The organism is Dyella acidisoli (genome assembly GCF_030160295.1).
Lineage (GTDB): Bacteria > Pseudomonadota > Gammaproteobacteria > Xanthomonadales > Rhodanobacteraceae > Dyella_B > Dyella_B acidisoli.
Genome location: NZ_BSOB01000023.1, coordinates 1 through 25,002, shown reverse-complemented (window position 1 = coordinate 25,002; position 25,002 = coordinate 1). Strand labels below are relative to the sequence as shown.

At 60.5% G+C, this 25,002-nt stretch carries 22 protein-coding genes and 1 riboswitch; of the genes, 10 read left to right on the top strand and 12 right to left on the bottom strand.

Features of this window, described 5'->3' with window-relative positions:
* The first annotated feature begins 79 nt into the window (after nt 1-79).
* From QQJ86_RS13005 to ykgO, 3 genes are all read left to right on the top strand, one after another.
* Entirely contained in the window at nt 80-2,101 is a 2,022-nt protein-coding gene (locus QQJ86_RS13005; protein WP_284321384.1) for an NADPH-dependent 2,4-dienoyl-CoA reductase, read from the top strand.
* Between the two features lie 233 nt (nt 2,102-2,334).
* A complete protein-coding gene (locus tag QQJ86_RS13000) occupies nt 2,335-3,246 on the top strand; it encodes a LysR substrate-binding domain-containing protein (RefSeq protein WP_284321383.1) in 912 nt (303 codons plus the stop codon).
* A gap of 63 nt (nt 3,247-3,309) precedes the next feature.
* Complete coding sequence (gene ykgO / locus QQJ86_RS12995; protein ID WP_008215056.1) at nt 3,310-3,435, top strand: type B 50S ribosomal protein L36; 126 nt, start codon at nt 3,310-3,312, stop codon at nt 3,433-3,435.
* Between the two features lie 134 nt (nt 3,436-3,569).
* Here the strand turns inward: ykgO and greA are convergent, their stop codons facing one another.
* From greA to carA, 3 genes are read right to left on the bottom strand one after another with little or no spacing between them, the layout of a single operon-like run.
* The gene (greA, locus tag QQJ86_RS12990) at nt 3,570-4,046 is read right to left on the bottom strand and encodes a transcription elongation factor GreA (RefSeq protein WP_284321382.1); all 477 of its coding nucleotides are present in this window, start codon (nt 4,044-4,046) and stop codon (nt 3,570-3,572) included.
* Nucleotides 4,043-7,270, bottom strand: coding sequence for a carbamoyl-phosphate synthase large subunit (gene carB / locus QQJ86_RS12985; RefSeq protein ID WP_284321381.1), 3,228 nt, complete (start codon nt 7,268-7,270; stop codon nt 4,043-4,045). The genes greA and carB overlap by 4 nt, the downstream gene beginning before the upstream one ends.
* Nucleotide 7,271: 1 nt before the next feature.
* Nucleotides 7,272-8,399 carry a glutamine-hydrolyzing carbamoyl-phosphate synthase small subunit gene (gene carA, locus QQJ86_RS12980; protein ID WP_284321380.1) on the bottom strand — a complete coding sequence of 376 codons (1,128 nt, stop codon included), beginning with the start codon at nt 8,397-8,399 and terminating at the stop codon, nt 7,272-7,274.
* Nucleotides 8,400-8,620: 221 nt separating this feature from the next.
* On the opposite strand from carA, the gene QQJ86_RS12975 reads away from it, so the two are divergent.
* From QQJ86_RS12975 to QQJ86_RS12950, 6 genes are read left to right on the top strand one after another with little or no spacing between them, the layout of a single operon-like run.
* Nucleotides 8,621-9,319 carry a 2OG-Fe(II) oxygenase gene (locus QQJ86_RS12975; protein ID WP_284321379.1) on the top strand — a complete coding sequence of 233 codons (699 nt, stop codon included), beginning with the start codon at nt 8,621-8,623 and terminating at the stop codon, nt 9,317-9,319.
* A gap of 39 nt (nt 9,320-9,358) precedes the next feature.
* Nucleotides 9,359-10,111, top strand: a complete 753-nt coding sequence (locus QQJ86_RS12970) for a prolipoprotein diacylglyceryl transferase (RefSeq protein WP_284321378.1) — start codon at nt 9,359-9,361, stop codon at nt 10,109-10,111.
* The gene (locus QQJ86_RS12965) at nt 10,096-11,532 is read left to right on the top strand and encodes a radical SAM protein (RefSeq protein WP_284321377.1); all 1,437 of its coding nucleotides are present in this window, start codon (nt 10,096-10,098) and stop codon (nt 11,530-11,532) included. Before QQJ86_RS12970 ends, QQJ86_RS12965 begins: the two co-directional genes overlap by 16 nt.
* A complete protein-coding gene (locus tag QQJ86_RS12960) occupies nt 11,529-11,885 on the top strand; it encodes a hypothetical protein (RefSeq protein ID WP_284321376.1) in 357 nt (118 codons plus the stop codon). Before QQJ86_RS12965 ends, QQJ86_RS12960 begins: the two co-directional genes overlap by 4 nt.
* Nucleotides 11,886-11,908: 23 nt before the next feature.
* The gene (locus tag QQJ86_RS12955) at nt 11,909-12,256 is read left to right on the top strand and encodes a hypothetical protein (protein WP_284321375.1); all 348 of its coding nucleotides are present in this window, start codon (nt 11,909-11,911) and stop codon (nt 12,254-12,256) included.
* A gap of 60 nt (nt 12,257-12,316) precedes the next feature.
* Nucleotides 12,317-13,069 carry a tetratricopeptide repeat protein gene (locus QQJ86_RS12950; protein WP_284321374.1) on the top strand — a complete coding sequence of 251 codons (753 nt, stop codon included), beginning with the start codon at nt 12,317-12,319 and terminating at the stop codon, nt 13,067-13,069.
* A gap of 84 nt (nt 13,070-13,153) precedes the next feature.
* Here QQJ86_RS12950 and QQJ86_RS12945 read toward each other — a convergent pair whose 3' ends face one another.
* From QQJ86_RS12945 to hrcA, 8 genes are all read right to left on the bottom strand, one after another.
* Nucleotides 13,154-14,155, bottom strand: a complete 1,002-nt coding sequence (locus QQJ86_RS12945) for a sodium:calcium antiporter (protein ID WP_284321373.1) — start codon at nt 14,153-14,155, stop codon at nt 13,154-13,156.
* Between the two features lie 91 nt (nt 14,156-14,246).
* A riboswitch (yybP-ykoY riboswitch) is annotated at nt 14,247-14,386 on the bottom strand.
* Between the two features lie 246 nt (nt 14,387-14,632).
* Nucleotides 14,633-15,682 (bottom strand): glycerophosphodiester phosphodiesterase, encoded by a 1,050-nt coding sequence (locus QQJ86_RS12940; protein ID WP_284321372.1) that lies wholly within the window; start codon nt 15,680-15,682, stop codon nt 14,633-14,635.
* Between the two features lie 103 nt (nt 15,683-15,785).
* Nucleotides 15,786-16,589, bottom strand: a complete 804-nt coding sequence (dapB, locus tag QQJ86_RS12935; protein WP_284321371.1) for a 4-hydroxy-tetrahydrodipicolinate reductase — start codon at nt 16,587-16,589, stop codon at nt 15,786-15,788.
* Between the two features lie 174 nt (nt 16,590-16,763).
* Nucleotides 16,764-17,882: a molecular chaperone DnaJ gene (gene dnaJ / locus QQJ86_RS12930; RefSeq protein WP_284321370.1), complete on the bottom strand. Its 1,119-nt coding sequence runs from the start codon at nt 17,880-17,882 to the stop codon at nt 16,764-16,766.
* Nucleotides 17,879-18,457, bottom strand: coding sequence for a TMEM175 family protein (locus QQJ86_RS12925; RefSeq protein WP_284321369.1), 579 nt, complete (start codon nt 18,455-18,457; stop codon nt 17,879-17,881). Before QQJ86_RS12925 ends, dnaJ begins: the two co-directional genes overlap by 4 nt.
* Before the next feature lie 65 nt (nt 18,458-18,522).
* On the bottom strand, nt 18,523-20,457 hold the full coding sequence (dnaK, locus tag QQJ86_RS12920) for a molecular chaperone DnaK (RefSeq protein ID WP_284321368.1): 1,935 nt from the start codon (nt 20,455-20,457) through the stop codon (nt 18,523-18,525).
* A 126-nt stretch (nt 20,458-20,583) separates the two neighbouring features.
* Nucleotides 20,584-21,120, bottom strand: coding sequence for a nucleotide exchange factor GrpE (grpE, locus tag QQJ86_RS12915; RefSeq protein ID WP_284321367.1), 537 nt, complete (start codon nt 21,118-21,120; stop codon nt 20,584-20,586).
* An 86-nt stretch (nt 21,121-21,206) separates the two neighbouring features.
* Complete coding sequence (gene hrcA, locus QQJ86_RS12910; protein WP_284321366.1) at nt 21,207-22,265, bottom strand: heat-inducible transcriptional repressor HrcA; 1,059 nt, start codon at nt 22,263-22,265, stop codon at nt 21,207-21,209.
* Between the two features lie 188 nt (nt 22,266-22,453).
* On the opposite strand from hrcA, the gene recN reads away from it, so the two are divergent.
* Nucleotides 22,454-24,127, top strand: coding sequence for a DNA repair protein RecN (gene recN, locus QQJ86_RS12905; RefSeq protein ID WP_284321365.1), 1,674 nt, complete (start codon nt 22,454-22,456; stop codon nt 24,125-24,127).
* Nucleotides 24,128-24,201: 74 nt separating this feature from the next.
* Here recN and QQJ86_RS12900 read toward each other — a convergent pair whose 3' ends face one another.
* Nucleotides 24,202-24,837: a response regulator gene (locus QQJ86_RS12900; protein WP_284321364.1), complete on the bottom strand. Its 636-nt coding sequence runs from the start codon at nt 24,835-24,837 to the stop codon at nt 24,202-24,204.
* Nucleotides 24,838-25,002 lie beyond the last annotated feature (165 nt).

Sequence of the window (25,002 nt, the reverse complement as noted above, 5' to 3'; positions counted from 1 at the left end):
CAGCTGCCGCGCCAGGGCCACTTGCGCCCTTCGTGAAGCGAATGCATATTCATACGATCGTTTGAACGGCGGTCGTCGCATGAACTATCCCCATCTGTTTACCCCGCTCGAGCTGGGCCACGTCACTCTGCCCAATCGCATCCTGATGGGATCGATGCATACCGGGCTGGAGGACAAAGCCGCCGATTTCGACAGGCTGGCCGCTTATTTCGCCGAACGCGCACGTGGCGGCGTAGGCCTGATGGTGACCGGCGGCATCGCGCCAAGCATCGAAGGCTGGCTCAAGCCGTTCGGCGGCCGTATGACTCTGCCCTGGCACAAGCCACGGCATCGCAAGATCACCCAGGCCGTGCGCGCGGAAGGCGGCCGCATATGCATGCAAATCCTGCATGCAGGGCGCTATGGGTACCACCCGCTTTCGGTTGCACCATCGCGCATCCAATCGCCGATCACTCCGTTCAAGCCTCGCGCGCTCAATGCACGAGGCGTGGAACGCACCATCAACGACTTCGTCCGCTGTGCGCAGTTGGCCCAAGAAGCCGGCTATGACGGCGTGGAAGTGATGGGTTCGGAAGGCTATCTGATCAATCAATTCATCGCCGAGCGTACCAATCAACGTAACGATGCCTGGGGCGGTGACGCTACGCGGCGCATGCGTTTTCCGACCGAAATCGTGCGACGCATGCGTGAAGCCGTCGGCAAGGACTTCATCATCATCTATCGCCTTTCCATGCTCGACCTCGTTGAGGGCGGGCAATCCTGGCAAGACATCGTGACGCTCGCTAAAGGCATCGAAGCCGCGGGGGCCAGCATCATCAACACCGGTATCGGCTGGCATGAGGCGCGCGTTCCGACCATCGTTACCAGCGTGCCGCGCGCAGGCTTCAGCTGGGTCACGAAAAAGCTCAAGGGCGAAGTGTCGATCCCGCTCATCACTACTAACCGCATCAACATGCCCGACGTGGCTGAGCGAATTCTCGCGAGCGGCGAAGCCGACATGGTGTCGATGGCGCGCCCACTGCTGGCTGATCCCGATTGGGCCGTCAAAGCCAAAGCAGGACGCAGCGAACGCATCAACACGTGTATCGCCTGCAACCAGGCTTGTCTTGATCACGTGTTCTTGAACCAGCGCGCAAGCTGCATGGTCAATCCGCGCGCCTGTCATGAGACCGAACTGCGCATTGTTCCATCGAAGGCCCGTAAACGCATGGCAGTCATCGGCGCCGGGCCTGCCGGCATGGCTTGCGCCGCCACGCTGGCGGAACGCGGCCACGACGTTACGCTGATTGAAAGCGCCAGCGAGATCGGCGGACAGTTCAACTACGCCAAGCGCATCCCGGGCAAGGAAGAATTTCATGAAACGCTGCGCTATTTCACACATCGCCTGGCCGACGCCGGTGTGCGCCTGCAACTGGGACAAATCGCGGATGCAGCATCACTCAGGGCAGCAAACTACGATCACATCATTGTCGCCACCGGTATCAAACCGCGCAAAGTGAGCTTCCCTGGCAGCGATGATGCTCGCGTGCTGAGCTATCTCGACGTGCTGGCGGGCAATCAGCCCATCGGTGCTCGCGTGGCGATCATCGGTGCTGGAGGTATCGGCTTCGATGTCGCCGAATTTCTCGTTGAACATGCGCCCTCTCCCACTACCGACGTTGCGCGCTGGACGCGCGAATGGGGTGTGGACATGCAGCTTGAACATCCCGGCGGCCTGCTTCCCCCGCAACCGGAGCCTGCTGCGCGACAGATCTGGCTGCTGCAACGGACGGCAGGTCGTCCCGGCGCCCGCTTGAATAAAACCACCGGCTGGGTCCATCGCACGACCTTGAAGAACAAGCGGGTCACCATGCTTGGTGGCGTCAGCTACGACCGCTTTGATGACCAGGGCTTACACATCACGGTCGACGGCAAAGCCCAGGTGCTGCCGGTCGACAACGTGGTGACCTGCGCCGGGCAGGAGCCGTATCGCAGCTTGGCCGATGCGCTAAAGGAACAAGGCCACCCGAGCGTGCACGTGATCGGCGGTGCGGATGTCGCCGCCGAACTGGACGCCAAACGCGCCATTGCCCAGGGCACACGACTTGCGACGGAGTTCTAACAAAGCTCCGTAAGGGATTCTTAGAAAAGGAGAAAGGAAGCGCCCCGCCAGCGACGCGTCGGTAGTGGCTCTGGGGAGGGAGGCCGAAATACCGCGGGGGTAGCGTCGCTGCGGGGCGAGGTCTGCGCCACTCGGGGGGAGGGGGTCAGTGGCGCGACAGGGATCATATTATGATCGACGCGATACAGAATCAAATATATATTTAGACCTGTATTTATACGAAAGTCATATATATGTTCGATTTTCGTCAACTGCGTTACTTCATTGCGGTCGCGGAGGAATTGAGCTTCACGCGTGCCGCACAGCGCCTGCATCTTTCACAGCCGCCGCTTTCCCAGCAAATCCAGGCGTTGGAACAAGACCTGGGCGTGCGCCTGCTCGAGCGCGATAAGCGCAACGTCATGCTCACTGCGCCCGGGCGGCTGTTTCTCGATCAGGCCCGCCAGATCCTGGCCATGGCTGACGAGGCCCGTACCCAGGTTGCCGAGGCCGCAGCCGGCTTCAGCGGGCATCTCAAGCTAGCCTACACCGTGTCGGTATCGTTCCACCCCGCCCTCCCCCAGACGCTGCTACGGCTGGGGCAGAACGCCCCCAACGTGCGAGTCTGGTTGAGTGAGATGTATAGCGAGCCCCAGTTTTCCGCCATTCGCAACGGTCAGATCGACGTGGGCTTCGTGCGTGACGTGCCCACTCATGAAGACGACGCCCGTGCCCTGCGGATAGACGTAATAGATCGCGAGCCTTTGTTACTCGCCTTGCCCTCCGGCCATCGCCTGGCGGGTCGGCAAAGCGCGGAGTTGAGTGAAGTGGCCGGCGACCCCTTCGTGGTTCAGCCGCGCGAACTGGCAGCAACGCTTTATGATCGACTGGTGCGCCTGGCCGCCAAGGCAGGCTTTCACCCAGTCATCCGGCAACATGCCCAGCAGATTAATGGCCTGCTCGCCCTGGTCGCAGCCGGTATCGGCTTGGCGCTGGTGCCCGCCAGCATGCAGGTGGTGAAACTGGCGGGCGTAAGCTACGTACCGTTGGCTGATCCCGATGCCTACTTGCTGCTGGCCGTGGCCAGCCAGGTCAATAGCTCCTCACCGGTGGTGCAGCAGTTCCTGGAAACCGTCACCGAGGCGAAGCTAGCTTTGGGCTTGTGATAAGTAATTCAAATCGTTATACTTCCGCGCTTTCTTTATTTCGTTTCGTTCCAGGAGCCTGCCGTGAAGGTGCTTTCCTCTTTGAAGTCCGCCAAGCAGCGGCACCGTGACTGCAAGGTTGTGCGCCGTCGCGGCAAAGTGTTCGTGATCTGCAAGAGCAACCCGCGCTTCAAGGCGCGTCAGCGTTGAGTTGAGGCCACGAGCCAATAAAAAAGCCGCTGCGAAGCGGCTTTTTTTTATGCGCGAAGAGAATTCAATGCAATCTTTCGCGAGGTTGCCCTTCACCCCAACCCTCTCCCCGGAGGGAGAGGGAGTAGTGGAGATCACTCGTAGCTGACGCCCGTAATTTCGTAACGCTTTACGCCATTGGGCGCTTTGAACTCGAAACTGTCGCCTTCGCTCTTGCCAATCAACGCGCGCGCAATGGGCGAAGACACCGCGATCAAGGCTTGCTTGATATCGGCTTCGAGGTCACCGACGATCTGGTATTTCACTGCTTCGCCGCTTTCTTCGTCTTCCAGTTCCACGATCGCGCCGAACACGATCTTGTTGCCGGGGTTGAGTCGCGACACATCGATCACTTCGGCGGTGGACAGTGCCGCTTCCAGTTCCTTGATGCGTCCTTCGATAAAGCTCTGCTGCTCACGCGCGGCGTGATATTCGGCGTTTTCCTTCAAATCACCATGCGCGCGCGCTTCAGCGATCGCCGCAATAATCTTCGGCCGCTCGACCGATTTCAGGCGTTCCAACTCACCACGCAGACGTTCCGAACCAATCTTGGTGATGGGTGCACGACTCATGCGTTCAACTCCTTATGCAGTTCTTGCAGGCTGTGCACTTCGCCACTGTCGTGGAAATCCAACGAGTGCACCAGGGCGCGCGCGCCTGCAACCGTGGTGGAATACGTGACGCGATGCTGCAGCGCTTCGCGCCGGATCGAGAACGAGTCGGCAATCGCCTGCTTGCCCTCGGTGGTGTTGACGATATAGACGATTTCGCCGTTCTTGATCAGGTCGACGATATGCGGACGGCCCTCGAGCACTTTGTTGATGCGCTCGCAGATCACACCATGCGCGGTGAGATAGCTTGCCGTACCGGCCGTAGCGACGAGCGTGAAGCCGCGCGAGGCGATATCTGCTGCGATAGGCAGCAAGCGGTCCTTGTCGGCGTCACGCACCGAGACAAACACCTTGCCCTTCGGCGGCGTCTTGATGCCCGCCGCATCGTGACCACGCGCGAACGCCGCACCGAAGCTGCGGCCCACGCCCATCACCTCGCCGGTGGAGCGCATTTCCGGACCAAGGATCGGATCGACGTTCTGGAATTTCAGGAACGGGAAGATCGCTTCCTTCACCGAGTAGTAGCCGGGGATCACTTCACGCGTGGCGTCCTGCTCTTCCAGCGTGCGTCCAGCCATGCAACGCGCAGCGATCTTGGCGAGCGCTACGCCGGTCGCCTTGGAGACGAACGGCACTGTGCGCGATGCACGCGGATTCACTTCCAGGATGAACACCGTTTCGCCCTGGATCGCAAACTGCGTGTTCATCAGGCCGATCACTTTCAGCTCTTTCGCCATCAGGCCGACCTGACGACGCAACTCGTTCTGGATCGCGGGCGACAGCGAGTAAGGCGGCAGTGAGCAGGACGAATCGCCCGAGTGCACGCCGGCTTCTTCGATATGCTCCATGATGCCGCCAACCAGCACGTTACCGTCACGGTCGGCGATAACGTCGACGTCCACTTCCACCGCGTGATCAAGGAAGCGATCGAGCAGTACCGGCGAATCGTTCGACACTTGCACGGCTTCGCGGATGTAACGCGAGAGGTCCGCGTCGTCGTACACCACTTCCATCGCGCGGCCACCGAGCACGTAGCTCGGACGCACGACTAGCGGATAGCCAATCTCGCGCGCCAGCGCCAAAGCTTCGTCAGCGTTGCGCGCAGTGCGGTTCGGCGGCTGGGTGAGGCCGAGCTTCGTGATCATCTGCTGAAAGCGCTCGCGATCTTCCGCCAAATCGATCGAATCAGGCGTCGTACCGATGATCGGCGCACCCGCCGCTTCCAGCGCACGCGCCAGTTTCAGCGGCGTTTGGCCACCATACTGCACGATCACGCCCTTCGGCTTTTCAAGATCGACGATTTCAAGCACGTCCTCGAGCGTCAGCGGCTCGAAGTACAAGCGATCTGATGTGTCGTAATCGGTAGAGACCGTTTCCGGGTTGCAGTTGACCATGATGGTCTCGAACCCGTCTTCGCGCAGCGCCAATGCGGCGTGCACGCAGCAGTAATCGAATTCGATGCCCTGGCCGATACGGTTCGGACCGCCACCCAGCACGATCACCTTATCGCGGTTGGTCGGATTGGCTTCGCACTCTTCCTCGTAGGTCGAGTACATGTAAGCCGTAGTGGTGGCGAACTCGGCTGCGCAGGAGTCCACGCGCTTGTACACCGGGCGCACGCCCAGCGTGCGGCGCAAGTGACGGATCGCTGCTTCATCGGTGCTCGTTAGCTCGGCCAGACGCGCATCGGAGAAACCGAGCCGCTTCAGCTCGCGCATGCGCAAGGCATCAAGCTTGGTCAGCCCTTGCTCGCGCACTTCCTTCTCGGTCAGCACAATGTCTTCGAACGCGGCGAGGAACCACGGATCGACGCGGCTCAAGTCGTGCACTTCCTCCAGCGTCAAACCTGCGCGGAATGCGTCAGCCAGATGGAACACGCGATCAGGACGCGGCTCACGCAGTTCGCGTTTGAGCGTTGCCAGCCCATCTTCGCTGGCAATGTCCAGGCCCGTCGGGTTTAAACCTGTTTTGCCGATTTCCAGACCACGCAGCGCCTTCTGCAGCGATTCGTGGAAGCTGCGGCCGATCGCCATCACCTCGCCCACTGACTTCATCTGGGTAGTGAGGCGTGCGTCGGCTTGCGGGAATTTTTCGAACGCGAAGCGCGGAATCTTGGTGACCACGTAGTCGATGGTCGGCTCGAACGAAGCCGGCGTGAGGCCGCCGGTGATGTCGTTCTTGAGTTCATCCAGCGTGTAGCCCACCGCCAGCTTCGCTGCGATCTTGGCAATCGGGAAGCCGGTAGCCTTCGAGGCCAGCGCGGACGAACGCGACACGCGCGGATTCATTTCGATCACCACCACGCGGCCAGTTTCGGCATTCACGCCGAACTGCACGTTGGAACCACCGGTATCCACGCCGATCTTGCGCAGCACGGCGATGGAGGCATCACGCAGGCGCTGGTATTCCTTGTCGGTGAGCGTCTGCGCCGGCGCAACGGTGATGGAGTCACCGGTGTGCACACCCATCGGGTCGAGATTTTCGATGGAACACACGATGATGCAGTTGTCCGCCTTGTCGCGGACCACTTCCATCTCGAATTCCTTCCAGCCAAGCACGGACTCTTCCACCAGCACTTCGTGCACCGGCGAAAGCTCCAGACCGCGCTTGACGATTTCTTCGAATTCTTCGCGGTTGTATGCGATACCGCCACCGGAACCGCCGAGCGTAAAGCTGGGACGGATAATGGTGGGATAACCGACCGTCGCCTGGATCTCCACCGCCTGTTCGAACGAGCGCGCGACCGCCGCCTTCGGACATTCCAACCCGATCTCTGACATCGCGACGCGGAACAGCTCACGGTCTTCGGCCATGCGGATCGCTTCGCGCGACGCACCGATCAGCTCCACGCCGTACTTATCGAGCACACCGTTGTCGGCGAGATCAAGCGCGCAGTTGAGGCCAGTCTGGCCGCCCATGGTGGGCAGCACCGCATCCGGACGCTCCTTGGCGATGATGCGCTCCACCGTCTGCCAGTTGATCGGCTCGATATAGACCGCATCGGCCATGTTGGGATCGGTCATGATCGTGGCGGGGTTCGAGTTCACCAGGATCACCCGGTAGCCCTCTTCCCGCAGCGCCTTACACGCCTGCGCGCCGGAGTAGTCGAACTCACAGGCCTGGCCGATCACGATCGGGCCAGCGCCGATGATCAGGATGCTTTTGATGTCTTTACGCTTGGCCATCTCAGCGGGCCTCCTGCATCAGCTTGGCGAAACGATCGAACAAGTAACCAATATCGTGCGGGCCGGGGCTCGCCTCTGGATGGCCTTGGAAACAGAACGCTGGGCGATCGGTAAGCGCAAAACCCTGCAGCGAACCATCGAACAGCGAAGTGTGCGTAATGCGCACGTTCGAAGGCAGCGTGGAAGCATCCACCGCAAAGCCATGGTTCTGCGATGTGATCAGCACGCGGCCGTCGTCGCGATCCTTCACCGGATGATTCGCCCCGTGGTGGCCGAACTTCATCTTCAGCGTTTTCGCGCCCAGCGCCGCGCCCATGATCTGATGACCCAGGCAGATGCCGAACAGCGGAATGTCCGTGGCAAGGAATTCGCGCGCGGCAGCGATGGCGTAATCGCAAGCAGCCGGATCACCGGGACCGTTGGAAAGGAATATGCCATCTGGATCCATGGCCAGCACTTCAGCGGCTGGCGTTTGCGCGGGCACCACGGTGATTTCGCAACCACGCTCGGCCAGCAGACGCAGAATGTTCCGCTTCACGCCGTAATCGTAGGCGACCACGTTGAAACGCTTGTCGCTGACTTGGAACACGGTGCGGTCGAGGTCGTACACACCCTCGTTCCAGTTGTACGACTTGTCGACGCTGACCACCTTGGCCAGGTCCATGCCGTTCAAGCCAGGGAAGGCGCGCGCCTTGGCAAGCGCGGCGTCGACATCAATCGATTCGCCTGCGACGAGGCAGCCGTTCTGTGCGCCCTTGTCACGCAAGATGCGCGTGAGCCGGCGTGTGTCGATGCCGGCAATGGCAACGATGCCATGACGCTGCAGGTAGTCGGGCAGGCTCTCGGTGCTGCGCCAGTTGCTGGCCCGGCGCGGCACGTCGCGCACGATCAGGCCGGCGGTGTGCACCTTGTCGGATTCGGCATCCACCTCGTTGCAGCCGGTGTTGCCGATATGCGGATAAGTAAGGGTGACGATCTGGCGGGCATAGGAGGGATCGGTGAGGATCTCCTGGTAGCCCGTCATCGCCGTATTGAAAACCACTTCGCCAACGGTTTCGCCAGTCGCACCTACGGCGTAGCCGTGGAATACGCTGCCATCTTCGAGGGCAAGCAGAGCGGGATGAGGCATGGAGAGGGCCGCCTTTTAGGTACAGCAAGGTCCGCAAGCCGCATCGAAGCAGGCTTGTGGACCTTAGGTGAAGGAAAGTCTCGGGCGGGTTGAAATGATAGGCTTCGCGCGCCTCTCTGTCCACTCAAACGCATCGCTGAAGACGGATGGTCATATGGCGCACCGATAGCGCGCTCGCGCTAGACTGAGCCGCCACTTAGCCAGGAAAGCTGCGAAGCTTGATGAACGCGACCGCCCTACTGCTGGACCCCGCCCGACTCGATCGCCCGGACACGGATGTGCGCCAGCAGCCGTTCCCGTTCATGATCGCGCACGGCCAGTTGCCGGACGAGGCACGCACCGACCTTACGCGGGATTTCCCAAAGTACAGCAGCGCGGGCTTTTTTCCTTATGACCCGACTGACTGCGGCCCCTCCGTCAACGCGCTGGTCGATCAGCTCACCACGCCTGAATTTGCCAGCGCGATCGGCCGCTACCTGGGCATCGAAAACCTGGGTCAGTACCCCACGCTGATCACGCTATGCCGCGCGCTCAACAAGCGTCACGGCACCATCCACACCGACAGCCGCTCCAAAGTCGCCACCGCCCTGCTCTATCTCAACACGCAGTGGCCCGATACCAGCGATGGCTGCCTGCGCTTCCTCAATCGCGTGGACAACATTGACGATCTGGTCGCACCGGAACTCAAGCCGCTGTACGGTGAATTTGCCGTGTTCAAGCGATGCGAAAACTCCTTCCACGGACATCTGCCATACGAAGGCGAGCGTCGTGTGGTGCAGGTCGCGTGGCTCACCAGCGAGGAGGAGAAGCTGCGCAAGACCAAGCGCGGCAAATTCTCACGCACGTTCAAAAAACTCTTCGGCGTGCTGGATCGCAAGCTGGGCGCCGGGCGCGATCGCAATGCGTCGCACCGTGATTGACGGTTACATCTACCCAGCCCCCTCCCACACCTTCCACCCATGACGCCCGTCGCGCTTCACACCGTCTGCGAAGCGTTGGCCTATGCGATCGGCTTTCGCACTTTTTTGTGGACACGCCAACGTCTTGCACCCAGCGCGTTCAAGCATAAAGACGAAGTGGCATGGATTGCCGTGAGCGCCATCGTCGGCGCTGCACTGGGCGCCAAACTTTCCTACTGGTTGGACGATCCACTCACCGCGTTTCAAAACTTCCCTGATATACGCAACCTGCTGCAGGGCAAGTCCATCATCGGCGCGTTGCTCGGCGGCCTGCTGGGGGTGGAGCTGTGCAAGAAGATCACAGGTGTCGAGCAATCCACCGGCGATGCTTTTGTGTTGCCGCTGACCGTGGGCATGTGCATCGGCCGCATCGGCTGCTATCTCGCAGGACTGCAAGATCACACCTATGGCATCGCCACCTCTCTGCCCTGGGGCGTGGATTTCGGCGACGGTATTACACGTCATCCCACGCAGATCTACGAAATCCTCTTTCTGCTTGCGCAGTACGCATGGATCCATGTGCGGCGCCATGATTTTGCGCAGCAGGGTGATCGCTTTTGCGCTTTCATGATTGGCTATCTCGGCTTCCGCCTGCTGGTGGAATTCATCAAGCCGGTGTTCTACATCTATCCAGGCCATCTGTCCGGCCTACAGTGGCTTTGCATCGCTGGCTTGCTCTACTACCATCGGGACATTCCAAGGATCGCGAACATACTGCTTAAGGGGAACCGCAGCGCATGGGAGCCAAGGTAAGGCCGTATCTGTTTTACGACAGCGCCGTATCCATCTGCAGCACATGCCTGCGCCGGGTGGAAGCGAAAATCCTGATCAAGGACGAGCGTGTCTACCTCGAAAAGTGGTGCCCGCATCACGGTCGCGAACGTGTGCTGATTGCGGATGACGCGGCGTATTACCGTCAATGCCGCGAGGTGTACATCAAACCGCCGGAACTGCCCCAGCAGTTCAACACGCCACAGCATTTCGGTTGCCCCTACGATTGCGGGCTGTGTCCGGAACACATGCAGCACTCCTGCTTGACCCTGGTCGAAATCACCGATCACTGCAACCTGCATTGCCCGATCTGCTACGCGGAGAGCGGCCCGCATCGTCCGGGTTACCGCGACCTTGCCACGGTCGAGCGCATGCTCGATGCGGTGGTCGCCAATGAAGGCGAGCCCGATGTGGTGCAGATTTCAGGTGGCGAGCCAACCCTGCATCCGGATTTTTTCGCCATCCTCGATGCCGCCAGGCAACGGCCGATCCGGCATCTGATGGTCAACACCAACGGCCTGCGCATTGCCAAAGAGCCGGATTTCGCGGCGCGACTTGCTGACTATCAGCCGGGCTTCGAGCTCTATCTGCAATTCGATTCGCTGCGCGATGAGGTGCACAAAGATCTGCGCGGCGCGAAATTGCGCGACGTGCGTCTGAAGGCGCTGGAACATCTCAATCGCTATGACATTTCCACCACGCTCGTGGTGACCGTCAAGAAAGGGCTCAACGACGACGAACTTGGCTCCATCATCGAGTTTGCCCTCACCCAGCCCTGCGTGCGCGGCGTCACCTTCCAGCCGATCCAGGCGGCTGGCCGTCTGGAAGGCTATGACACCGAACGCGATCGCCTGACCTTGAGCGAGGTGCGCCGCCGCATCCTTGAGCAAAGTGCGATCTTCCATCCCGATGATCTGATTCCTGTCCCCTGCAACCCCGATTGTCTGGCCATGGCCTATGCCTTGAAACTGGACAGTCAGGTGTTGCCGTTGACTCGCTTCGTCTCGCCCGAAACGCTGGTCAGCAAGGGACGCAACACCATCGTGGTCGAGCGCGATGAAGAATTGCGCGCGCACGTGTTCGAACTGTTCGCCACCAACCATTCACCCGAATCACAGGCGTGTTCGCTATCGGATCTCCTCTGCTGCCTGCCGCAAGTGCAAGCGCCGGCCGATCTCTCTTACCGCAACGTCTTCCGTGTGCTGATCATGCAGTTCATCGATGCACACGGGTTCGATCTGCGTGCGGTGAAGAAATCCTGCGTGCATATTGCGCAGCCGGATGGTCGCATCATTCCGTTCGACACGTTCAATTTGTTTTATCGCGACGACAAAGCGGTGAAGCTGGAAGCATTGCGACGCGAAATCGAACAGGTGCGCGCCATCGAGGATGGCATGCCATGAACAGCGTTCCGCCGTATGAACCTCCGCGGGCTCAGCTGTCCGAATCGAACGAACTCCAGAAGGATCACGGCTCACTTGGCCTGGGCATAGGGCTGGCCTGGGCCATAGCAATACTCGGCAGTTTATTGGGCTTCGTGATCATTACCTCGTTCTACGCCGTTCACAGCAGCTGGATCGCTGCGCTTTTTCTCTTGCCCTATCTTCTCATCGTGATCCTGGCCGTTTTTCAATACCGAACGGGCAAGACCAGAACCGGCCTTGGATTGATGCTCGGCTTGCTATCCATCATTGCCGTCGCACTGCTGCTGGTCGCGGCGTGCTTTGGCATGTTGCGCGGCGGAATCGGTGACTGAGCGCTTCGAAAGGAATTCATCCTATGAACAACACCAACGAACCCTCACCTGGCGATTTTCATCGCGATAATCCTCCCGAGGACAAAGGTTCGCTGGGCGCCGGTATCGGCCTTGCCTGGGGCATTGCAGTGGTGGGAACGTCCGTGTGCATGACGATCGCCACCTCCCTCGTGACCCGTTTCAGCGAATCGGTCATCGTGCTGTGGTTGCTGCCCTACGTGTTCATCATCGCCTTCGCCATCTGGAGCTACCGAAAAGGCAAGACGCGTACGGGCCTGGGGCTGATGCTTGGACTGCTATCCATGGTTGCCGTAGCGTTGCTGCTCGTCGCCGCTTGTTTTGGCATGATGTCCAATTTCCACGGCGACTAACGCGATACAACAGCAGGCACCTGACGTAACATCGCGACTTCAAGTGCTTCGAGGGAAGCCATGTCTTTTGTGTTTTTGCTGTCTCTGGCCCTGCAGGTGGCCTGCGCCGTCCATGTCATTCGCAGCGGCCGTCCGCTGTACTGGATTGTGCTGATCCTGATCGGATCGTATCTGGCGATACTGGTTTACGTGCTGATTGCGGTCATCCCCGATCTTGGACACAACCCCCACGGCCGCAGCGCTGCCCGTACCGCGATGAAGGTGATCGATCCGCAACGCCGCCGGCGCGAACTGCAGCGCCAGCTGGAACTGAGCAACACCATCGACAATCGCCGCCGGCTTGCCGAGGAATGCCTGCAACAAGGCGATTACGTCAACGCGCAAGAGTTGTATCAAGGTTTGCTCACCGGCATGTACGCCACTGATCCGCATTTCATGGAAGGTCTCGCCCACGCACAAGCCGGCAATGAACATTACGCCGATGCGCGCCAAACGCTGGACGCACTGACCCAAGCCAATCCGAACTACAAATCGAACGAGGTTCAGCTGCTCCACGCGCACTGCCTCGAAGAACTCGGTGACACCGAAGCTGCGCTGGACGAATATCGCGTGCTGGCAGACAGCTACCCTGGCGAAGAAGGCCGCTTCCGTTACGGACGCCTGCTCGCGCGAAGCCAGCACCTTGCCGAAGCACGCAGCGTGCTGCAGAGTCAGCTCCGACGCGCCGAATTGATGCCCCGCTACTATCGACGCAAAGAACAAGAGTGGTTGAAGGCGGCCAAGCTTGAGCTATCCCGCCTGGGTGAATCCTGAAAGCCCGCAGCTGCGTAGGCTGGGGTGAAAACCCCAACATCTCCGTGCGTACATACATCCCGATGTTGGGGTTTGCACCTCAACCTACACGAAAGACCTGATCGCGTAGAACGCAAACACTGCGTAGAACAAACCGACAGGCACCAAGGCACGGCCATCGACGCGACCACGCCGGAACAGCCCCCACAGAAAGATAATCGCCAGCATGGTCAGCACCCCTGACACGATCAACGGCGCATCGAACATCCATGGCGTGGCAAATATCGCCAATGCGCTAGGTACCGTGGCCTGAATCATCATCGCACCAGAAATATTCGCCAACGCCAGCCGCTCCTTGCCCTGACGCACCCAGATCAACGCATTCATGGTTTCAGGCAGTTCGGTCGCAACCGGGCTCAGCACCAATGCCACCAGATGCGGCGGAAGATGCATCGCCACGCCAATACTTTCGAGCTGCAGAACGAAAATGTGCGAGGCTACCGCGATCACCCCTAACGAAAGCATCGCCTGCAACGACACGGCCAGCATCGTCGGTATCGCGGCGCCCGGCTGAAATTTCAGTGGTTCGAGTTCCTCGTGATCGGCTGCAGCGCCTTCATCTTTCAGTTCGCGCCACACGTAGACCGCATACGCCAGTAGGAACAGCACACCCAGCCACGGTTTGAATGCAAACGCGATCAGGCCGAGCGCGCACTTCGCCACGAAGATGGAAAGGAACCACCCCTGGTCACGCGCCAGACGCGCATCTTCGACTTGCACGCGCATCGTCGTGCGTCCCAAACGGCCGCGGTTGCTCCACAGCGCAATACCCACCACAGCGTAGGCGATGGTGGCCAGCACCAGAGGACCGCCCATCGCCGAGCCAACACCGATGTCTCGCACTTCGGGCGTACGCCCCATCACCACTGCGACGAACGTCACTGCGCTTTCCGGCAAAGCCGTGCCGAACGCTGCAAGCACGGTACCCGTGGCGGTCTCAGCGAGATGAAGCTTTTTTCCTAACCACTCGATGCTGTTGACGAAGTACTCGCAGGCCGCATAGATGGCCGCTGCGGAAAGCAGGAACAGCAGTGCTGTGAGAACCATGACAAATTCCGGGCCGGGCGAGCAGAAACCAATGGCACACGCCAGCTGCTCGCCCGGCCGGGGTGAGCGCGTCGTGGCCAAAGGTCTCGCCGGACCATCGCAAACGGAACATCTGCGATAACCATTCGCGCCATGAAGCCTTAGCTTCAAGTGTGTTGACGCGAATTCCTGCATGCGTGTGGGCCTGGCGGCCTACTGCAGCGAGGATGGCTACTCCCCAATGACAGTGAGTGGCGCAAATCCTACCGGCTTTGATGTGGGCTCACAACTTCTAAGCCCCTCTCCCTCCGGGAGAGGGGTCGGGGTAAGGGTGCGAGCAGCGCGCGATGACAAAGACTCGTGCAAGAACTAGGCATTGCGCTTCGCCCGAACCCTCACCCGCCTCTTGGCACCCTCTCCCGAAGGGAAAGGGACTCACTCAAGAAGTTTTTAGAGCCGCGGCGCGTAGCGGCAGCAAAAGCAATTGACTACTGAACATCAACGCCCATCCACCGCCTTGCGCCCAATCGCCGGATCGTCAGTAAAGAACGCATCAATCCCTGCAGCGAGGTAAGCGCGGATCTCGGCGATCGAACCCGCCTCGTTGAAGGTCTTCGGATCACTGCCTTGCCAGAAATTCTTTGCCTGGAAATGATTCTCTGGGCGGAACGTATACGGATGCAGCTCCAATCCCGCCGCATGCGCATCGTGCACCAGCGATGTGGGTGTGCCTAATGTACCGTCGGCCTTCAACGGGATGATCTCCCGAATGTTTGGGCCGATCGCATCGGCATAGCCGGAAATCTCGCGTAGCCCGGTGGGCTTCATCATGTCGCCATAGTTAAGCTTGCCGCCTTCTGCCACTACATCGAACGGCTGTTCGTGAGGATCATCGATCAATTGCAGCAGACGCACATTGGGATGGATCTTGCCCAACTTCTCTCGCAAATAACGTAGGTTGGCGATTTCGAACGACTGGATTTCCACCGGCGCATGCTGCGTGTAGTGATGCGCAACGATGATCGCCAGCACGCAATCCTCCATCGGCAGACCTATCTTCTGAAAATAGGTACCATGCTTGATCTCCGGAATGATGCCGATGACGCGCCCGCGCGTAGCCGCTTCGGTCGCAACGAAATCGATGATTTCCTCAAAGCTCGGCACCTGGAAATCACCGTCGTATTGCGTGCTGCGGTACTCCGGCAAACGTTCGCGCGCACGTAACGTTTTCAGTTCGGCCAGCGTGAAGTCTTCCGTGAACCAACCCGTGACGCTGTGCCCATCGATGGTCTTGGTGGTTTTGCGCGAAGCGAATTCCGGATGATTGGCCACGTCCGTGGTGCCACTGATCTCGTTCTCGTGTCGAGCCACGGGGATGCCGTCCTTGGTCATGACCAGATCGGGTTCCACATAGTCCGCGCCGTCGGCAATCGCTTTGGCGTAGGACTCCAACGTGTGCTCGGGCCGCAAGGCGCTGGCGCCACGATGGCCGATCACCAGCAGCTTCGCGGCGATCGGCTTTTCATTGGCGTGGATGGCGGCGGACATAACCACGGCTCCCAGGCAGCATGCCAGCCAGTGTAGCGTTTTCATATCAACCCTCTGCACGGTTTCATGTCGAGGATCAGAAGAATTTGGTGCTGCGATACAGTCAACCCGCAACGCGAGCTTGGAGCATATCGTCAATGTCATAGCTACCAGGCTTGCGACCCGCCAGCCATGCCGCAGCTTCCAGCGCACCGCGCGCAAAGATCGAACGATCGGTCGCGCGATGACTCAGCTCGACGCACTCGCCCTGACCAAGCAACAAAGCCGTGTGCTCGCCCACCACATCGCCTCCGCGCACCACCGCAAAGCCAATGCTGCCGCTGCGACGTGCACCAGGGCGGCCTTCGCGCGTGTACACGGCATCTTTCGCCAATGTGGTGCCACGCGCTTCGGCGGCGGCGTGTCCCAAGGTAAGCGCAGTGCCGGACGGCGCATCTTCCTTGCGGTTGTGATGCGCTTCGATGATTTCCAGATCCCAATCGGGCAGCGCTGCCGCAGCTTGGCGTAACAAACGTTTCAGCACCGCGACGCCCAGGCTGAAGTTGGTGGCGTGTAACAGCGGAATACGTTGGCTCGCTTCATCGAGTTTGGTTTGCAACGACGCATCGATGCCTGTCGTGCCCGTCACCAGCGCAGCGTCGTGCGCAACACAATATGCAATGGCCGAGGCGAGTCCATCCGGGCCGCTGAAGTCGATGACGACGTCTGCGGCGATCGCGTCCCACTCATCGGAGTAGCGCAGCAAGCTGGGTAGTTCGGGAAAGACCGGCGCGCCGTTATGGGCCGAACTTTTGGATACCAGGGCGCTCACCAGTTCAAAGCGTCCGTCTTCGCGAATCAGCGCAAGTAGCGCACGACCCATTCGCCCGGAGGCACCGTTGATGGCGAGGCGGATGGGCTGGGTCATGCGAGGTGTCCTTGCGCTTTTATTCCCTCTCCCCTTCGGGGAGAGGGCTAGGGTGAGGGGCCAATCTTGCGATGAAGTTGCATCGAAGCACTATTGGAAAAGATCCACATCTTCGCAAGATTGGCCCCTCACCCCAACCCTCTCCCCAGAGGGGAGAGGGAGCACATCTCGAACTCAGGAAGTCACCCGCGACCAAAACTGCTTCACGCCATCCATAAAACCCTTCGCACGCGGCGTGTGCTCGTCGTCCTCGGTAAAGGTGGCTTCCAGTTGCTCCAGCAGTTCGCGCTGTTCGCGCGTCAGGCGCACCGGTGTTTCCACCATCACGCGGCAGATCAAGTCGCCGGTGCGTCCACCGCGCACGGACTTCACGCCACGCCCGCGCAACACAAACTGCTGCCCGGTTTGCGTTTCCGGCGGAATGGTCATGGCGACTTCGCCATCCAAGGTGGGCACTTGCAGCTCTGTGCCCAGCGCGGCCTGCGAGATGCGGATCGGCACTTCACAGAAGAGATTGTTGCCATCGCGCTGGAAAATCTCGTGCTCGCGCACGTGCACTTCCACGTAAAGATCACCTGCTTCCGTGCCAGCCGGACCGGCTTCGCCCTGCCCGGCCAAACGAATGCGGTCGCCATTGTCGACGCCGGCCGGAATGCGCACGGACAAGGTGCGTGTTTCTTCCAGACGTCCTTCGCCATGACATTTCTTGCAGGGTTTCTCAATCGAGCGACCACTGCCGCCGCAATGCGGGCAGGTCTGCTGGATCGAAAAGATGCCGTTCTGCATGCGCACGCGGCCGTGGCCGTTACAGGTGCGGCAGCTGACGGTCTTGCCGTCCTCCGAACCGCTACCATTGCAGTGATGGCAATTGACCTGGGTGGGAATGTCGAACTTCTTCTCGATACCGAATACGGCTTCTTCGAGATCAAGCTCCATGATGTAGCGCAGATCCGCACCGCGCCGCGGACGCGAGGAACGGCCGCCACCGAAGATGTCGCCGAAAATATCCCCGAAGATATCGCCCATATCGCCGAAGCCGGCACCACCGCCGCGACCGCCCATGCCGCCTTCGAACGCGGCGTGGCCGTACTGGTCATACATCGAACGCTTCTGCGTATCGGAAAGTACGTCGTAGGCTTCCTTGGCCTCTTTGAACTTCTCCTGTGCGTGCGGATCGTCCGGGCTGCGGTCGGGATGGTATTTCATCGCCAGGCGACGAAATGCTTTTTTCAGCTCAGCCTCGTTGACCGAACGTTCGACACCGAGAATTTCGTAGTAGTCACGCTTGCTCATTGCTTGATCCGCGATTCGATGCGCCGATCGGGAATGAACCAGATCGCAGCCACCGTGGCATAAAGAACACACGACACCCACGGCGCCACAAACGCCAGCAGGATGCCGCCTAGATACATGGCGACGGCGACCTTGCCTTTCCAGTCACCACCTAACGCCTGGGCCAGGAGGGAGCCTTTGCCGCCGTTGGCCGCGATCAGGCTGTGCTGGAATGGCTGCCACGCGATGGCGCACATCATCAACACGAAGCCGTATACCGCCACCGGCAGCCTTGCAAAGTGATTTTCGCCCATCCAGCCGGTGGTCACCGGCATCAACGACAACCAGAACAACAGGTGGAGATTGGTCCAGAGCACGCCGCCGCTCACCTTCTCCGCAGCATGCATGAAATGGTGATGATTGTTCCAGTAAATGCCTACGTAGATGAAGCTCAATACGTAGCTCAGGAACACCGGCCACTGCTGAAACAGAACATCCCAGCCATCGCCGTGCGGCACCTTCAGCTCCAGCACCATGATGGTGATGATGATGGCGAGCACGCCATCGCTGAAGGCCTCGAGCCGCCCCTTTTCCATCGTCTCCCCTCCCGACACGAAACGAGCGCCCCATGTGGAGCGCTCGTCGTCAAACGGCTTGTAGCTTAAGACTTGCCGTCATTCTTCACTTCGGTGAATTCAGCATCGACCACATCGTCCGGCTGTGCGGAGCCGCCCGGACCCGGTCCGTGCTGCTGGGCGCCTGCGCCAGCGTCGGCGTGACCTGCCTGAGCCGCGGCATACAGCGACTGCGCCACCTGCTCCAGCTTCTGGATCTTGGCCTCGATGGCGTCCTTGTCGTCGCTGTCTTTCACCTTTTCCAGGTCGGACAGCGCGCCTTCGATCTCGCTGAGCTGCGCACCCGGCACCTTGCCGCCATACTCCTTCAATGCGCTGCGCGTGGCGTGGACCAGCTGATCCGCCTTGTTGCGTGTGCCGACCAGTTCCTGGAACTTGCGGTCTTCTTCCTTGTGGCTTTCCGCGTCGGCCACCATGCGGCGGATCTCTTCTTCCGACAGACCGGAACCGGCCTTGATCTCGATGCGCTGTTCCTTGCCGGTTTTCTTGTCCTTCGCGGACACGTGCAAGATGCCGTTGGCGTCGATGTCGAAGGTCACTTCGATCTGCGGCATGCCGCGCGGCGCAGAATCAATGCCGGCCAGGTCGAACTTGCCCAACGACTTGTTCGCGCTGGCGCGGTCGCGCTCGCCCTGCAGCACATGCACAGTCACCGCGGTCTGGTTGTCTTCGGCGGTGGAGAAGACCTGCGAGGCCTTGGTCGGCACCGTGGTGTTCTTCTCGATCAGCTTGGTCATCACGCCGCCCATGGTTTCGATACCCAGCGACAGCGGGGTAACGTCGAGCAGCAGCACGTCCTTCACCGAACCACCCAGCACGCCGCCCTGAATGGCCGCGCCCACGGCGACCGCTTCGTCCGGGTTGACGTCCTTGCGCGGCTCCTTGCCGAAGAAATCCTTCACCGCTTCCTGCACCTTCGGCATGCGGGTCTGGCCGCCGACCAGGATCACTTCGCTGATGTCGGACACGCGCAGGCCAGCGTCATTGAGCGCGGTGCGGCACGGTTCGATGGTGCGCTTGACCAAGTCTTCCACCAGCGCTTCCAGCTTGGCGCGGGTGAGCTTGATGTTCAGATGCTTCGGACCGGACGCATCCGCCGTCACGTACGGCAGGTTCACTTCGGTCTGGTGCGAGGACGACAGTTCGATCTTGGCGCGTTCGGCCGCATCCTTCAGGCGCTGCAGCGCCAGCGGATCCTTGCTGAGGTCGATGCCCTGATCCTTCTTGAATTCTTCGATGAGATAGTCGATGACGCGCTTGTCGAAGTCTTCGCCGCCGAGGAACGTGTCGCCATTGGTGGCCAGCACTTCGAATTGCTTCTCGCCGTCGACTTCGGCGATTTCGATGATCGATACGTCGAAGGTGCCACCGCCGAGATCGTACACCGCGATCTTGCGATCACCGCCCTTCTTGTCCAGGCCGTAGGCCAGCGCAGCCGCGGTCGGCTCGTTGATAATGCGCTTCACGTCCAGGCCGGCGATGCGACCGGCGTCCTTGGTGGCCTGGCGCTGACTATCGTTGAAGTAGGCCGGCACGGTGATCACGGCTTCGGTGATCGTTTCGCCAAGGTAATCCTCGGCGGTCTTCTTCATCTTCATCAGCACTTTGGCAGAGATTTCCTGCGGCGCCATTTTCTTGCCGTCGGAGGTCTGCACCCAGGCATCACCGTTTTCGTGGGCGACGATGCCGTACGGCACGATGTGGATGTCTTTCTGCACCTCGGCATCGGTGAACTTGCGGCCGATCAGGCGCTTCACCGCGTAGAAGGTGTTCTTCGGATTGGTGACGCCCTGACGCTTGGCGGGGGCACCTACCATCACCTCGTTGTCCTTGGTGAATGCAACGATGGACGGCGTAGTGCGATCGCCTTCCGAGTTTTCGATCACCCTGGCGGTGCTGCCATCCATGATGGCGACGCACGAGTTGGTCGTGCCCAGGTCGATGCCGATGATCTTGCCCATGATGTGTGCTCTCCGGAAATCTCGTGTGCGACCCCTCGGCCGCGAATGTCTGTCAGATGGGGTTCTGGCGAAAGTCGTTCAATACCAGGTAAACCCTGCAGTTCTGAAATTACAGGTGCCGTTTAGCTAGTCGTCCTTGGCCACGGTCACCAATGCCGGGCGCAGCAATCGATCGTTGAGTACATAGCCTTTTTGCAACACCGCCACCACAGTGCCGGCTGCCTTGCCCGGCGCTTCCACCATGCTCACGGCGTGATGACGTTCCGGATCGAGCGGCTGATCGACCGGATCGACCTGCACCAGGCCGTTATTGCTGGCGATGCGCAGCAGTTCCTTCAGGGTGAGGCTCAGGCCTTCGCGAATCGTGGCGACATCCCCGCCTTCGGTCGTCAGGCCTCGCTCCAAGCCGTCATACACCGGCAGCAGATCGTTGAGCAGCTTTTCGTTGGCGAAGCGGCGTGCCTGCTCCAGGTCGCGATGCAGGCGGCGGCGCTGGTTTTCCAGCTCAGCCTTTTCGCGCAGCACGGTTTCGCGCAGCTCCCGATTGCTCGCCTCCAGCTCGGCCAGCTTGGCCTTGAGCGCGTCCAGTTCACCGCCCGTTGCGGCGTTCTGCGCGTCCATTTCAGGTGCCTGGTCCGGCGATTGCGAATCGCTGTTATGCATGAATGACTCCAAACATCGTCCTGGGCCGGCATGCGATACCGACCATCGAAAAAATTTTGCGGGTGAGCCCGCCTCCCAACCGGCCTTTATAAGGTCGTGGCAGCGCGATTCAAGGCATCGCTGAGCAGTCGCGCCGTGGCTTGCACCACCGGAATCACGCGATCATAGGCCATCCGCGTGGGTCCGATCACACCGACCGCACCCAACAACCGGCCCTGCGCCCCGTAACTGGCAGTGACCACGCTGCAACCATCCAGCGCTGCGAATCCCGATTCCTCGCCAATAAACAGGCGCACGCCAGGCGCCTTGGCGCAGGTTTCCATCAATTGCAGCAGTTCGTTCTTCTTCTGGAATGCCTCGAACAGCTCGCGCAGACGGTCGAGGTTGGCCAGCTCCGCATAGGCCATCAGGTTGGTCTGGCCGCTGACCAGTACGTCCTCATCCTGCGGCGCGAAGGATGCTGCTGCCAGTTCCACTGCCTGGGCCAGCATCTGATGCAACTCGCTGCTGGCCTCACGCAGTTCGCGCAGCAAATGCGCGCGAATGTCGTCCACGCGCAGGCCCACGAAATGCTCGTTGATGTAGTTGGCCGCCTGCTCCAGATCCCTCGCCTCCACCGGTTTGGCCAGCTGGATCACGCGGTTCTGCACCTGGTTGTCGGAGAACACCAGGATCACCAGCACGCGTGCATCCGGCAGCGGCATGAAATCGATATGGCGCAGCGGGAAATCGGTCTGGCGCGGCACCGTCACCACGCCCGCGAAATGGGTCATCGCCGAAAGCAGCACCGAAGCGTTGCCGACCAGGTCGCGCACCGTCGCCGGGCCGGGCGGCAGTTCACGCTGCAAGCGCACCATTTCATCGCGTGGCAGCGGCTGCAATTCGATCAGGCTGTCGACGAACAGGCGCAGGCCGCGCGGGGTGGGAATACGTCCGGCCGAGGTATGCGGCGAGGCAATCAAGCCGGCTTCCTCCAAATCCGCCATGACGTTGCGGATGGTGGCCGGGCTCACGTCCAGTCCGGAAGAGCGCGACAGCGTGCGCGAACCGACCGGCTCGCCGTCGACCAGATACTGCGCGATCAACGTGCGCAATAAGCGCCGTGCGCGAGCATCGAGTTCTTGGCCAGGAGGGTGACGAGACATGCGCTGTGGCAATCCGTGAGACACCTAACAAATAAGGTTTGATGGGAGAGAATGCAAGAAATACTCCAAAGGCGGGGAACGGGGATTGGGGGAACGAGAGAACAACTCGATCACGTTAACTTCCATGCTCCCTATTCCCCGTTCCCTGCTCCCCCTTACAATCGCGCCGGTCACCATCACGCCACCCCATGCTCACCTCCCTCTACGTCCGCCATCTCGCCGTCGTTGAAGAAGCCGATCTCGCCTTTGGCCCAGGCCTCACCGTGGTCAGCGGGGAAACCGGCGCGGGCAAGTCCCTGCTGGTCGACGCCCTGATGCTGCTGGCCGGCGCACGTGCCGATAGCGGCATCGTGCGAAGCGGCAGCGATCGCGCGGAACTCGCCGCCGAGTTCGACCTTGGCAACCTGCCCGAGGCGCATGACTGGCTGAAGCGCGAAGAGCTGGACGAAGACGGTGCCTGCCAATTGCGCCGTGTGATCCGCGCCGAGGGCAGTTCGCGCGCCTGGATCAATGGCCGCCCCGCCACTGTCGGCCAGATCAGCGAGCTGGCTGCGTTGCTGGTAGAAATCCACGGCCAGCATGAACACCAGGCGCTACTGGAGCGCACGCATCAATTGAATCTGCTTGATGCCTACGCTGAAAACGAAGTGCGTGTAGCGCAAGTGCGCGACCTCGCCCTGCAGTGGCGTGAACTCGGCGCACGTATCCGCAAGCTGAGCGGCGGCGAAGATCGCGAGCATCGCCTGGAACTGCTGCGGCACGAACTTTCCGAACTGGAAAAATGGGCGCTGCCCGCCGCAGAGTTAATGGAACTGGAAAACAGCCACAAGCGCCTCGCCAACGCCAGCAAGCTCACTGAGGGCATCACGGGTGTGGTCGATCTGCTCGACGGCGACAGCGAATTTGCATTGCGTATGTCGCTTGGTCGTGCGCATGCGGAACTGGGCCGTCTTGCTACGCTCGACGATCGCCTCGCACCGATGCTCGAACTGCTCGACAACGCGCAAATCCAGCTCACCGAAGCCGTCGACGGCCTTGCGCGCTACGCACAAGATGTCGATCTCGATCCAGAGCGCTACGCCGAGGTCGACACCCATCTCACGCGTCTGCACGAACTGTCGCGCAAACATCGCTTGCCCGTCGCAGAACTCGACGACAAGCGCATCGCGTTGCAGAGCGAATTGACCGAACTGGAAAACGCCGGTGAGGCACTCGAAAAGCTCCAAGCGCAGCGCACGCAACTCCAGCGCGATTACGACAAAGCGGCAGAAGCACTGAGCAAGGCAAGACAAACCGCAGCGAAACGTCTTGGCAAGGAAGTAAGCGCCTTGATGGCGGAACTCGGCATGGCCGGCGGCGTATTGCTGGTGACGCTGGAAGCTTCCGAAACCAGCGATCCCGATCCGCAGGGCCGCGAACGCTGCGAACTGCTGGTCAGCGCCAACCCCGGCCAGCCGCCACGTCCCTTGCGCAAAGTCGCCTCAGGCGGCGAACTGGCACGCATCAGCCTGGCGATCGAAGTGGCGACGTTGGGCAAAGACACCATTGGCTGCATGGTGTTCGACGAAGTCGATACAGGCATCGGTGGCGCAGTAGCCGAAGTGGTCGGCCAGAAATTGCGTGCCCTCGGCTCGCGTTGCCAGGTGTTGTGCGTGACACATCTGCCGCAAGTCGCCGCACAAGGTCATGCGCATTTGCGTGTCAGCAAACATGCTTCCGACGGCTCTACGCACACCCGCATCGAGGTGTTGAACACCGAAGGTCGTCGCGATGAGTTGGCGCGCATGCTAGGTGGTGTGGAGATTACGCGCGAGACTCGTGCGCATGCGAAGAAGATGTTGGAGCAGGCGCAAACGGTGTAATGCTTATTGCTCCCTCTCCCCTCCGGGGAGAGGGTTGGGGTGAGGGGCCACCCTCGCGACAGACCACATCGCCGTCAAGTGCGAATCGGCAATAACCCACGCTCGCTGGCAATGCGATAAAGATCCAATTCCGACCCCGCCCCAAGCTTCCCCATCAAGCTCGCACGGTGGATGTACACCGTCTTCTGCCCAATCCCCAACTCCGCTGCCACCTGCTTCGGCGCACGTCCAGCCGCCAGCAACAGAAACACCTCATGCTCGCGCGCGGTAAGCCGATCGACCGGATCGAGCGTATCGTTCGGCCGCTCCGCGCGACGCTGCCGCAAGTCGGAACTCAAGAACTGCTCGCCGCGCATCACCGCACGCAACCCGGCCACCAATTCTTCCGGCGCAGCACCCTTGGTGACATAGCCGCTCGCACCGCGCCGTAGCGCTTCCGATACGTACGGCTCGCCGTCATGCATGCTCAGCACCACGATGCGCGTACCGGTAGCCACGCTGCGCAGATGTTCGATCAACGGCAAGCCGCTGCCATCGGGCAGCGACAAATCGAGCGCCACCAGATCCGGGCGGAAGTGAGAGATGGCCTCGACCGCGTCGTCAGCATTGCGGCATTCGGCCACGACCTCGAGATCCGGCTCCATTTCGATAAGCCGTTTGAACCCCTCGCGAACGATGGCGTGATCATCGACCAGAACAATACTGTGCATGGCACGCACTGTAGCCGACGTAGGCCGGGATGCAATCCCAGCTTCATCGCAAGTCTGAAGCTGGGATTGGCATCCCAGCCTATGTATGGACTCGCCCCCTTCGTCAACCGCTTTTTTCATCCCCGAATGCCGGCTGCATCTATGTATGAGGCCTCACCAAGGTGG

Bases quoted from the DNA above. Each gene is read 5' to 3' on its own strand.
- QQJ86_RS13005 (WP_284321384.1), top strand. From the start codon at position 80: ATGAACTATCCCCATCTGTTTACCCCGCTCGAGCTGGGCCACGTCACT.
- QQJ86_RS13000 (WP_284321383.1), top strand. From the start codon at position 2,335: ATGTTCGATTTTCGTCAACTGCGTTACTTCATTGCGGTCGCGGAGGAA.
- greA (WP_284321382.1), bottom strand. From the start codon at position 4,046: ATGAGTCGTGCACCCATCACCAAGATTGGTTCGGAACGTCTGCGTGGT.
- carB (WP_284321381.1), bottom strand. From the start codon at position 7,270: ATGGCCAAGCGTAAAGACATCAAAAGCATCCTGATCATCGGCGCTGGC.
- carA (WP_284321380.1), bottom strand. From the start codon at position 8,399: ATGCCTCATCCCGCTCTGCTTGCCCTCGAAGATGGCAGCGTATTCCAC.
- QQJ86_RS12975 (WP_284321379.1), top strand. From the start codon at position 8,621: ATGAACGCGACCGCCCTACTGCTGGACCCCGCCCGACTCGATCGCCCG.
- QQJ86_RS12970 (WP_284321378.1), top strand. From the start codon at position 9,359: ATGACGCCCGTCGCGCTTCACACCGTCTGCGAAGCGTTGGCCTATGCG.
- QQJ86_RS12965 (WP_284321377.1), top strand. From the start codon at position 10,096: ATGGGAGCCAAGGTAAGGCCGTATCTGTTTTACGACAGCGCCGTATCC.
- QQJ86_RS12960 (WP_284321376.1), top strand. From the start codon at position 11,529: ATGAACAGCGTTCCGCCGTATGAACCTCCGCGGGCTCAGCTGTCCGAA.
- QQJ86_RS12955 (WP_284321375.1), top strand. From the start codon at position 11,909: ATGAACAACACCAACGAACCCTCACCTGGCGATTTTCATCGCGATAAT.
- QQJ86_RS12950 (WP_284321374.1), top strand. From the start codon at position 12,317: ATGTCTTTTGTGTTTTTGCTGTCTCTGGCCCTGCAGGTGGCCTGCGCC.
- QQJ86_RS12945 (WP_284321373.1), bottom strand. From the start codon at position 14,155: ATGGTTCTCACAGCACTGCTGTTCCTGCTTTCCGCAGCGGCCATCTAT.
- QQJ86_RS12940 (WP_284321372.1), bottom strand. From the start codon at position 15,682: ATGTCCGCCGCCATCCACGCCAATGAAAAGCCGATCGCCGCGAAGCTG.
- dapB (WP_284321371.1), bottom strand. From the start codon at position 16,589: ATGACCCAGCCCATCCGCCTCGCCATCAACGGTGCCTCCGGGCGAATG.
- dnaJ (WP_284321370.1), bottom strand. From the start codon at position 17,882: ATGAGCAAGCGTGACTACTACGAAATTCTCGGTGTCGAACGTTCGGTC.
- QQJ86_RS12925 (WP_284321369.1), bottom strand. From the start codon at position 18,457: ATGGAAAAGGGGCGGCTCGAGGCCTTCAGCGATGGCGTGCTCGCCATC.
- dnaK (WP_284321368.1), bottom strand. From the start codon at position 20,457: ATGGGCAAGATCATCGGCATCGACCTGGGCACGACCAACTCGTGCGTC.
- grpE (WP_284321367.1), bottom strand. From the start codon at position 21,120: ATGCATAACAGCGATTCGCAATCGCCGGACCAGGCACCTGAAATGGAC.
- hrcA (WP_284321366.1), bottom strand. From the start codon at position 22,265: ATGTCTCGTCACCCTCCTGGCCAAGAACTCGATGCTCGCGCACGGCGC.
- recN (WP_284321365.1), top strand. From the start codon at position 22,454: ATGCTCACCTCCCTCTACGTCCGCCATCTCGCCGTCGTTGAAGAAGCC.
- QQJ86_RS12900 (WP_284321364.1), bottom strand. From the start codon at position 24,837: ATGCACAGTATTGTTCTGGTCGATGATCACGCCATCGTTCGCGAGGGG.